General features: G+C 44.1%; 10 protein-coding genes. 6 read left to right on the forward strand and 4 right to left on the reverse strand.

Annotated features, from left to right (window positions below; genetic code table 11):
* Nucleotides 1-113: 113 nt before the first annotated feature.
* Nucleotides 114-440, forward strand: a complete 327-nt coding sequence (locus tag ACG95_RS10130; protein WP_048000395.1) for a hypothetical protein — start codon at nucleotides 114-116, stop codon at nucleotides 438-440.
* Nucleotides 441-587: 147 nt separating this feature from the next.
* On the forward strand, nucleotides 588-770 hold the full coding sequence (locus ACG95_RS10135) for a hypothetical protein (protein WP_048000396.1): 183 nt from the start codon (nucleotides 588-590) through the stop codon (nucleotides 768-770).
* Between the two features lie 38 nt (nucleotides 771-808).
* Here ACG95_RS10135 and ACG95_RS10140 read toward each other — a convergent pair whose 3' ends face one another.
* The 3 genes from ACG95_RS10140 to ACG95_RS10150 all read right to left on the reverse strand — a co-directional run bounded on the left by ACG95_RS10140 (nucleotide 809) and on the right by ACG95_RS10150 (nucleotide 3,540).
* The gene (locus ACG95_RS10140; RefSeq protein WP_048000397.1) at nucleotides 809-2,002 is read right to left on the reverse strand and encodes a MalY/PatB family protein; all 1,194 of its coding nucleotides are present in this window, start codon (nucleotides 2,000-2,002) and stop codon (nucleotides 809-811) included.
* Between the two features lie 198 nt (nucleotides 2,003-2,200).
* Nucleotides 2,201-2,713 carry an NUDIX hydrolase gene (locus ACG95_RS10145; RefSeq protein ID WP_048000398.1) on the reverse strand — a complete coding sequence of 171 codons (513 nt, stop codon included), beginning with the start codon at nucleotides 2,711-2,713 and terminating at the stop codon, nucleotides 2,201-2,203.
* 188 nt (nucleotides 2,714-2,901) lie between these two features.
* Nucleotides 2,902-3,540 (reverse strand): LVIS_2131 family protein, encoded by a 639-nt coding sequence (locus ACG95_RS10150; RefSeq protein WP_048000399.1) that lies wholly within the window; start codon nucleotides 3,538-3,540, stop codon nucleotides 2,902-2,904.
* Nucleotides 3,541-3,733: 193 nt separating this feature from the next.
* On the opposite strand from ACG95_RS10150, the gene ACG95_RS10155 reads away from it, so the two are divergent.
* Nucleotides 3,734-4,051, forward strand: coding sequence for a hypothetical protein (locus tag ACG95_RS10155; protein ID WP_048000400.1), 318 nt, complete (start codon nucleotides 3,734-3,736; stop codon nucleotides 4,049-4,051).
* A 54-nt stretch (nucleotides 4,052-4,105) separates the two neighbouring features.
* On the opposite strand, the gene ACG95_RS10160 is transcribed toward ACG95_RS10155, so the two are convergent.
* Complete coding sequence (locus ACG95_RS10160) at nucleotides 4,106-5,827, reverse strand: glycoside hydrolase family 13 protein (RefSeq protein WP_048000401.1); 1,722 nt, start codon at nucleotides 5,825-5,827, stop codon at nucleotides 4,106-4,108.
* A 146-nt stretch (nucleotides 5,828-5,973) separates the two neighbouring features.
* Between ACG95_RS10160 and thrC the strand changes: the two genes are divergently transcribed.
* The 3 genes from thrC to ACG95_RS10180 all read left to right on the forward strand — a co-directional run bounded on the left by thrC (nucleotide 5,974) and on the right by ACG95_RS10180 (nucleotide 9,538).
* Nucleotides 5,974-7,467, forward strand: coding sequence for a threonine synthase (gene thrC, locus ACG95_RS10165; protein WP_048000402.1), 1,494 nt, complete (start codon nucleotides 5,974-5,976; stop codon nucleotides 7,465-7,467).
* Nucleotides 7,468-7,482: 15 nt separating this feature from the next.
* Nucleotides 7,483-8,280 (forward strand): Cof-type HAD-IIB family hydrolase, encoded by a 798-nt coding sequence (locus tag ACG95_RS10170; protein WP_048000403.1) that lies wholly within the window; start codon nucleotides 7,483-7,485, stop codon nucleotides 8,278-8,280.
* A gap of 622 nt (nucleotides 8,281-8,902) precedes the next feature.
* A complete protein-coding gene (locus ACG95_RS10180) occupies nucleotides 8,903-9,538 on the forward strand; it encodes a pentapeptide repeat-containing protein (RefSeq protein ID WP_048000405.1) in 636 nt (211 codons plus the stop codon).
* Nucleotides 9,539-9,624: the final 86 nt, after the last annotated feature.

Raw genomic sequence — 9,624 nt, forward strand, 5'->3', positions numbered from 1 at the left:
TACCAACACTTTCATTGAATAATTAACTTCCAACTATTGCATTCAATTTCTATTAAAAAGACGTTCGTGCTACTATTTAGGTTAATTAACTAATCTAAATTGGAAGTGTCCACATGAACCTAACTAATCAAGAAGCCGACTACTTAGTTGGCTTGCTTACCAACCAAGCATTAACCTTGCTAGCCCGCGTCACCCGCTGGCAGACCCACAGTCTCAGCCAGCAACAATACGATCAACAAGTTACTGAAACATTGAAACCTGAGCTGCAACTATTCGAGCAGCTCACACCCAAATTAACGGCTACTATTACGGATATCACTCAACTAGGAGCTTTAAAAATCGGTATCGAAAAATTACAAGCAGCTACCACTTATCAGTTAACATCGACTCAATTAGAACAAGCTAACGAACGGCGATTAAATCGACGCTACCGCAACTGAGTCACATTTATAACCTAATTTCAGACTAAATGACAAGCATGGGCGCCAGAATTAACAGAAAATTCAAATTTCAATCACGAGATGGTTATTTTTTACCAGTACAATGGTGTTATTAAATAATCTAATCACATTGAAGGAGGGCTTCCCATGTTTCTACTCATCTACTGTACCCTTGCCATCGCGGTCTTTTTCTGGATCTTCGGTTTTGTTAAGGTGGCACTCATCATTGCCACAGCAACGTTCGCCCTTCTCGCCTACTCCTTCATTCGGCGAGAAGTGGCACGACGCCGTTTGCTTAAACGGCAAACAGCAACTAATAAAGGTCATTAAAAAAGATTCCCACACAGATTTGTGTCGGAATCTTTTTATTAACTACGCTCCGCAATCGCCGTGACAATTCGCTGCACAGCTTGCTGGACATTTTTCGGATCAGTTGCTAAGTTCAGACGAACAAAGCCCTGATCAAGTGGACTGAACCATTCACCAAAATCAACAGCTAAGCCACACTTATTTTGAATAAAAGCTTTAATCTCATCTGGTTCAACGTAAGCCCGTAAGTCGAGCCACGTCAAATAGGTTCCTTGCAAGTCTGCCACGACTAACTTGGGCGCTTGCGCCTCAAAAGTCGTCTGTAAGTAGTGATAGTTATCACGGATAATATCCAAGACTTGTTCCAGCCATTCGGCTCCATGCGCATAAGCCGCTTGTCCCGCAACCTGGCCTAAATCATTGATCTCCGTTTGACTGAACCGACCGATATTATCATCATAGCGAGTGCGCAACTCAGCATCAGGAATAATCACGTGCGAATTTAACAGCGAGGCAACATTGAACGTTTTGGAAGGTGAATTCACAACGATTACCCGATCACTAAAACGACCATCCGCCACCGTTAATGCCGATACAAACGGGTGCTGCACTGGATCAATCTCTAAGTCCTGATGAATTTCATCCGAAACGACTAATACATTATACTGTTCACACAGCGCTAATAACCGTGTCTCCTCAGCTTCCGTCCACACTCGGCCTACTGGATTATGCGGTGAACATTGAATGAACAAGCGTACTTCATTATTCTTAATTTGACGTTCCACATCTTCGAAATCAATCGTATAGTGTCCCTGATCATTAACCAGTTCAGACGTCACTAGCTGACGGTGATTATCCCGCACCGCGTTGAAGAATGGGTAGTAAACGGGCGTTAAAATCAAGACGCCATCACCCGGATTGGTCAGGATGTTAACGAGCGCGTACAGTGAATTGACAACACCGCTACCGAACCGTAGCCAGTCTTTTTGTAATGTCATCCCATGCCGACTCTGTTCCCAGTCAATGAGCGCTTGCCCATAACTATCCGGTGTAAATGAATAACCATATACGCCGTGCGTGACCCGATCCATCAACGCTTGCGTCACGGCTTCAGGCACCTTGAACTCCATGTCAGCAACCCACATTGGCAATAAGTCGGCATTCCCATAACGTTCCTTGAGTGCGTCCCATTTCAATGAATTGGTCTGTTTGCGATCAGTCGCATACTGCTTGATAAAAGCGGCTCGTTCCATCCTAATCCCCTCTTTGCTAAAAATAAAAAAGAGTTTGGGTCAAAAGCCCAAACTTGGTTTATTTCTTGAATATTAACGCTTAACACGTGTGCAACCCTCAAATCAGACTAGTCTGTCACTCAGATCGCAAATTTAGTGATGCGCCTCATCAATCGATTATTTAAACTGACTATAAACTACAACTTGTTCATAATCTTGTCAAACATCCGTACTGATGAATTGCTGCTGTTCATGAATCGTATACCCCGCAATATGTTGTTCATCTGTCGGAAAAGCTCCGGTCAATAAGAAACGTTTGGCCTGCATTACCGCTGGTGAACTATTGTGCCAGTTCAGTTGCGCTAACGCTACCCGCGCAGCACCAGCTGATAATGCAGTGGTATAGCTTGGGCGTTTCGTTATCAGTTGTCCCCCAACTGGTTCCAGTAAATAAAAGATGCTGATCAAAGTTGTTGGTATTGCCAAGGCTGCCAACGTGGGAATCGTGAACTGCACGGTACCTAACTGTTTAGAAATGATTGTTTGTAATCCCGTTTGAAGTTGTGTGACCTTGTTAACGGCCTCACTCAATGCGATTCCGCCAACTATTGGCATCGTTACTAAGTCATAACGGTTTTTGAACGGCCCCGTTAGACTCTTATTAACGATCATCGTCGTCGAATCGCCGATGACACCACAAACAACTAACGGGCTGCTTGGTTCACTAATCATCAACTTGCTCCTTCTCTCAATCATACGATTAAATAGGTGAACTAATCAGCCTATAAAAATATTACCTTGTTATTGTACCCTATAATTAGGACAATATTCATTAAAAAAAGCATTGTTATCCAAATATTTAATAACTAAAAAAAGTAAACCTAGGCCAATACCACCCTAGATTTACTCCGCTTTAGCTTCTAATTAACTTTAACATCCGTCGTATTAACAAATGACTGTGCTGGAACCCGGATCAACCAACGAGTCATTGCTTGATGACCCACGTGAACTCCGAGACCATTCCAGAAAGATGGCTTATACGTCGCGGTCAATTTGACCACGTAAGCCCGTTCATGTTGCTGATCCTGTTTGGTCAATGCTTTTTGTGACCATGGAATCCCCGCATCTGCCACTTTGATCTGTGACAGATCAGTTACAACCGTTGCTTTGTTGCTAGAGACCGTATACTTAGCCCCATTGACCCAATAATTATAGATGTGAACCGGCTTCTTATCCGTCCCTTGATCGACCGCAACGTAGTACGATCCCGCTGATCCTACCCGTAAGACTAAGGGTTCATATTGATAACTGACCTTAACCGACTTCGTATCAGATAAATCAACTCGTTGATTAAAAGTCACACTTCCCATACCCACTAGTAAGCCTAAACTAACGACTAGTTCAACCAGCGTAACAATCAGATTTCCCCATTCAAACGTGTGTTTACGCTCCACGATCATCTTGATGCGTCGCACCCGAATATCATGAAAGGCCCACACAACTAACACTAATACTACAATCCAAGCAATGATTCCAATCCAATTCCATGCAGAAGTCATTGGTTGCCAACCCTTTCTCAATTACATTATTATGTTCTAATTGTAAATAACTCAGCCTTAAATAACAAGTAATCCACCAAAAAACAATCTGCTAATTCTCCGATAGTTTGTGAAAAATATCACTGAACGGCTCCCAATGTAATCGAATTCATGGTAAAATAAAACTATTAACTTGTAGAAAGAAGGAGCACGTATGATCGCATCATTAATTTATTGGATTGTTGTGGTTGCTTTGATTGTCTGGGGCGTTTGGATGGCTATCTTAACCGCATATTGGGCTGGTCAAAAACAAAACGGCAACATTTTCTTTATTGCAATTATGAATACATTAGGAGCCATTGCTGGCTTACTAGTATGGTGGGTCTTCAATAATCAAGACTGGCAATACTACTGGCTATCTAGCACCGTTAAAACGACCAACCTCTTAGGCATTGTCCTAATTTGCTACGTGGTTTTAATTGTAATCGAATTCATTCAGGGTCGTGCCATCAAACCCGTACCTGCTAAATAGATCGTCTGGTTACGCTAAAAATAGTCATCCGAAAAATTTCGGATGACTATTTTTTTACGCTTTGATCAATGCAAAGCCACCTGGCGCTAACTGCCGCTCAGTCATGCCACCGTCTAACAGTATTGTCCCTGCTAATTTGGGTTGGACCGTCGTTTCACCCAAGTTAAAGCACCCATGCAACGTCACTTGACCGTCAGTACGAGTTAAGGTTAAGTACTCCCCACTAACTTGCCAATTTAACTGACCAGACGCCAATAATTCCGTATGCTCACGGCGGAACTTAATCAACCGCTGCACAAAGTCTGTCATCTTTTGTTGCGTGGCATCCGGCTGCCAATTCATGCAACGGCGATTATCCGGATCCGCACCGCCTGCCATGGCAACTTCCGTTCCATAATAGATGCAAGGACTTCCCGGCAACAACATTAAGAGTGTTAGCGCAGCTCGGAATTTAACCAAGTCACCATTTAAAGTAGTCAGTAACCGCAGCGTATCATGCGTATCAATGGCATTAAACATCGCTTGTTGCTGCGGTTGCCGGTACATCATCAATTCAAGGTTCGTCTTACCCACGTAATCTTCCAGACTCAAGTCACCATTGAATAACGCTGGAATCGGCTGCGTCAACGGATAATTCATCACGGCGTCAAACTGACCGTTGCCAACCAGTGCCTGACTACTGTGCCAAGCTTCCCCTAATAAATAAACATCCGGTTTGATTGCTCGTAAAGCCCCACAGAGTTGCCGCCAGAAGCCATGATCCACTTCATCAGCAACGTCAAAACGCCACGCATCAATATTGAATTGTTCAATCCAATACTTCGTCACGTCAATTAAATAGTCTTGAACATCCGAATTTTGCGTATTGACCTTAGGCATCGCTGCCCCGGTCGCAAACGTCTCGTAATTCAGCTGCCCTGTCTCAGCATCGCGTCCAACTGGCCAGTCATGAATATGGAACCAGTCGGCAAAACGCGACTGACGACCATTTTTGATTACATCTTGCCACTGTGGGGACTGATCGCCGAAATGATTGAACACGGCGTCCAACATAACGCGCATGCCACGAGCATGGGCCCCATCAACTAGTGCTTGAAAGTCGGCCTTGGTGCCGAAGTGTGGATCAATTGCGAAGTGATCAACCGTATCGTATTTGTGATTAGATGGTGACGTAAAGATTGGGCAGAGGTACAGTCCATTGATGCCTAATTCAGCTAAATCATCCAGATGATCAATAATCCCTTTCAAGTCACCGCCATAAAATGAATCCCGACGAACGGGACCCTGGCCCCATGGTTGAACGTTAGTTGGATCATTTGTTTGATCTCCATTGGCAAAACGTTCTGGAAAAATCTGGTACCAAACCGTATCTTTAACCCAAGTTGGTGGCAATTCCGCGTCACTCAAATGCAAATAAGGTAAGTGAAAGTAATTTCCCGCCGTTTGCCAATTGGTTTCAGTATCGTCAAAAAAGCCACCCTCACCGTAGCCCATGGTGTCACCATTTTGATCCGTAATTAAGAAAGCGTACACCATTCGGTTGGTTGGCAACGTCACTGGTAATGTCCAGTATTGGTTGCTTTGGGTCGCTAGTCCCAACTGCATCTGCGCATGGATGAGCGGCGTACCATCCTGCCATAAATACATATCACCGTACAATACCTCGACACTCCGAACGTCGTCCAAAGCCGTTTGCAGTCGTAACAATAATTGGTGATCCGCTAAGATTGCGGTATCTTCACTTTCGGGGCGGTGCTTGATTCCAGCTAATTGCATCGTTAAATTCTCCTCTTTTATGTAATCGGTTTCATTTCTTGCTAAATATTTTACGCCAAACACGTGATGATTTTAGTGAAAAGCACCCCATTTTGCCGTAATTTAGTGTATGATTTAGTCAAAATCATATTGAAAGGACGTTATCCATGAACACACTTTATCGCAGTACCCGCGAAACTGCAAGCCACACTATGACGGCTTCGCAAGCAGTTCTCCAGGGATTAACTCCCGACGGTGGCCTATTTGTTCCGGTTGAATTGCCCCAAGCTAACTTTGATTTTGATCAGTTAGCAACCATGAGTTACCAAGAAGTTGCTTACGAGGTCTTAAAGCTCTTCTTTACCGATTACACCCCTGCTGAATTACACGCCTGCATCGACGCAGCGTACGGCTCACAATTTGATGACCCCCAGATTGCACCGGTCACTAAACACGGTCAGCAGTACTACCTTGAACTGTTCCATGGACCAACGATCGCCTTCAAGGACTTAGCATTACAGATTCTGCCACACTTGATGACCGTTGCGGCTAAGAAAAATCAGCTAGACGCTGAAATCGTCATTTTAGCAGCCACTTCCGGTGATACGGGTAAGGCTGCGATGGCTGGTTTTGCGGATGTCGATCAAACTAAAATCGTGGTCTTCTATCCTAAGGACGGCGTCAGTGCCATTCAAAAACAACAGATGGTGACGCAGACTGGTGCTAACACTCACGTTATTGCCATCAATGGTAACTTTGACGAAGCTCAAACTAAGGTCAAAGAACTGCTCAATGACCAACAACTGCACACTGAACTAGCTGCTCACCAGCTCCAATTCTCCAGCGCCAACTCGATCAATATCGGCCGCCTATTCCCACAAGTGGCCTACTACGTCTACACTTATGCGCAGTTGATCAAACAGGGGCAGATTAAAAATGGCGATACCATCAATTTCAGCGTACCCACTGGGAATTTTGGCGATATTCTAGCCGGTTACTACGCTAAGCAACTCGGCACACCGATTCACAAATTAGTCTGTGCCTCCAATCGTAACAACGTCTTGACTGATTTCTTCAATACCGGGACTTACGATAAGAATCGCGACTTCCATCTAACTAGCTCACCTTCGATGGATATCTTAGTTTCTAGCAACTTGGAGCGGCTGATCTTCTATTTAACCGGATCAGATCCCGTGGCTACGGCCAACCTTATGCATGACCTGCAGACTAAGGGGAGTTACACGATCAGTTCTGAAATGCGAACCAACTTACAGGATTTCTGGGCCGGTTTTGTTACCGAACATCAGGATCAAGATGAGATTCACCATTTGAACCATACTCATCATTACACGATTGATCCACACACCGCCGTTGCCTCAGAAGTGGCCAAACAGTACCGAGCTGCGACTAAGGATACTCGGCCAATGGTAGTCGTTTCTACGGCTAGCCCTTATAAGTTCCCACAAGCGGTCTTAAGTGCCATTACAGGAACGCCTAGCACGCTTGATGGCCTTGCAGCGGTTGATCAGCTCCATGAATTGATCAACGTACCAATTCCAGCTGCCGTTACCAGCTTGCGTGAAGCACCTGTTCGCCATCGAGACAGTGCCGAAGTTGATCAAATGGCTACCGCTATCAAAAAGATTTTAAACCTCAACTAAGAAAGTGTGATCACAATGATTACGACAATTGCTTTAGATTTGGATAACACGTTACTGACTTCTGAAAAGACGATTTCGCCACGAACCGAAGCCATCTTGAAACAGCTTCACAGCGATGGTAAACGGATCGTGCTATGTACAGGACGTCCGATCAAGGCCATCCAGCCTTACTTGCAACAACTAGAACTCAATCAGCCCACTGACTATGCGATCACTTTTAACGGTGGCTTGGTACAGCAGAATACGACTGGTGACGTGTTGGCACGTACCAGTGTAACTAAAAAAGATTTGTTACCACTATTCGCACAGGCACAACAAGATGGCTTCTTCCTTGACGTCATTGACTTGCAACAAGTCTATTCAATCACCGACCTCGGTAAGTCACCTTATGAGGACTTCTTAAAGGGCTTGATGCCGTTCAAGAACGTTGCGTTTGCGGATCTACCTGATAATGACTTGTTCGGTAAAGTCGTCAGTGCTGGCAAGGATGCCAAGACGGTGCAAGCCGGGTTGCCAAGTTCGATTACAGACTTCTTCCACGTCGTCCCATCACGACGCAACTTACTTGAATTCTTGCCCCCCCATACGGATAAAGCCAGCGGGTTACAGTCCCTGTTGAGCCATTTCAATGAAGATTACAGTAACTTGATGGCCTTCGGTGATGAAGAAAATGACCTTGGCATGTTAAAAGCAGCTAACGTCGGTGTCGCCATGGACAATGCGATTCCAGCCGTCAAAGCGGCTACTGATCATGACACACTAAATAATGATGAAGATGGCGTGGCGGTCTTCTTGGAGAATTATTTTAATTAAACTGAATTTATTTAGGGAGCTGAACTGGCTCCCTTTTGTTTTGGTTAATTTTTAGATAATGACTGAAGACCAAACCTTCCATACACTGACGAACTAAGCCAATCACTCAATCAAATCGTTACGTTCTTTTCAAAAATCACACACAATCTTTTCAGAAAATTGAAGATTACTAGGTTTCACGAATGCTAACATGACTTTGCAACAAGTTGCTAGTTACCCTAGTCTGATTTTAAAAGAGGTTTAAATGTCTTATTCCTATTCAACGCTCATGTTGTTAATGTTTATGCTACTTGCTGTCGTGCTTTATCGCTTACAACAAAAATCCCCACACCACCTAATTATTAGAATACTCACCAAATATAAATGTCCAATTCTACTGGTAACCTTTGGATTTGTACTGATACCACAAATCCAGCATCCGTTCAGCACGTTACATCAATTAGCTTTTGGTATCATGCTAGTAATTATTTATTTAATAATGCGAGCTGATCGCAAAAATAATCAGTAATTGCCAGTATACAGGTAAACAATAGCCACTCACCCTCACCTTGGAAGACGAGCTTAGCAAACACAATCTTCAGTATCATGTTATGCTTAGACTTAAAACTTCCGAGGTGAGCCTATGCAAGAACCACGACTGATAACAACTGAATTAACACCCGGCTCCTTCTTCGATATTCAACAGGATGAGGACCAACTACTGCACGGCTACCATGTCATTGATGAGGATGTCAGTAATCAACAACTGACCCACCCGATGTTCGATCAAGTTATTTTTGAAAAAGTCACCTTCACCGCCAGTGATTTCGAACGACTCGACCTGACTGATGTAATTTTCAACAACTGTGACCTCTCCAACTGCCAGTTTGAAAAGGCGAGTTGGCTACGTGTTCAGTTCAATCACTGTAAGATGATCGGTATCAACTTAACCGGTGCCTTCCTCAACAACGTCACGTTTAACGACTGCGCAATTGACTTAGGCATGCTGTGCGAAATGCGTTTCAAAAGCACGACGTTTGAAGACTGTCGCTTAACAGACACCAGTTTGATGGATAATCGCTTCACAACCGTCAAGTTTCTGAACTGTGAACTGGAACACGCCACGTTTAGCCAAACATCCCTCAAAAACATCGATCTCAGCACCTGCCACTTCACCCAGATCGACTTGGAACCCCAGATGGCTCGTGGTATGAGTGTTAACGTTGAACAAGCTGCTAACCTTGCCGCTTACTTTAACGGTATTAAGATTAAACCCTAACTAAAAGGTTGACCGTTAATAATCTACTAAAAATGCTGGTATGACTATAGTTGGAAATTTAAATCAGTCACTACTTTCGCCTCCGA

Source organism: Lactiplantibacillus herbarum (assembly GCF_001039045.1).
Lineage (GTDB): Bacteria > Bacillota > Bacilli > Lactobacillales > Lactobacillaceae > Lactiplantibacillus > Lactiplantibacillus herbarum.

What these genes read in the sequence shown, in the direction of transcription:
- ACG95_RS10160 (WP_048000401.1), bottom strand. Translation starts at nt 5,827, where the DNA reads ATGCAATTAGCTGGAATCAAGCACCGCCCCGAAAGTGAAGATACCGCA.
- ACG95_RS10170 (WP_048000403.1), top strand. Translation starts at nt 7,483, where the DNA reads ATGATTACGACAATTGCTTTAGATTTGGATAACACGTTACTGACTTCT.
- ACG95_RS10145 (WP_048000398.1), bottom strand. Translation starts at nt 2,713, where the DNA reads ATGATTAGTGAACCAAGCAGCCCGTTAGTTGTTTGTGGTGTCATCGGC.
- ACG95_RS10150 (WP_048000399.1), bottom strand. Translation starts at nt 3,540, where the DNA reads ATGACTTCTGCATGGAATTGGATTGGAATCATTGCTTGGATTGTAGTA.
- ACG95_RS10180 (WP_048000405.1), top strand. Translation starts at nt 8,903, where the DNA reads ATGCAAGAACCACGACTGATAACAACTGAATTAACACCCGGCTCCTTC.
- ACG95_RS10135 (WP_048000396.1), top strand. Translation starts at nt 588, where the DNA reads ATGTTTCTACTCATCTACTGTACCCTTGCCATCGCGGTCTTTTTCTGG.
- ACG95_RS10155 (WP_048000400.1), top strand. Translation starts at nt 3,734, where the DNA reads ATGATCGCATCATTAATTTATTGGATTGTTGTGGTTGCTTTGATTGTC.
- ACG95_RS10130 (WP_048000395.1), top strand. Translation starts at nt 114, where the DNA reads ATGAACCTAACTAATCAAGAAGCCGACTACTTAGTTGGCTTGCTTACC.
- thrC (WP_048000402.1), top strand. Translation starts at nt 5,974, where the DNA reads ATGAACACACTTTATCGCAGTACCCGCGAAACTGCAAGCCACACTATG.
- ACG95_RS10140 (WP_048000397.1), bottom strand. Translation starts at nt 2,002, where the DNA reads ATGGAACGAGCCGCTTTTATCAAGCAGTATGCGACTGATCGCAAACAG.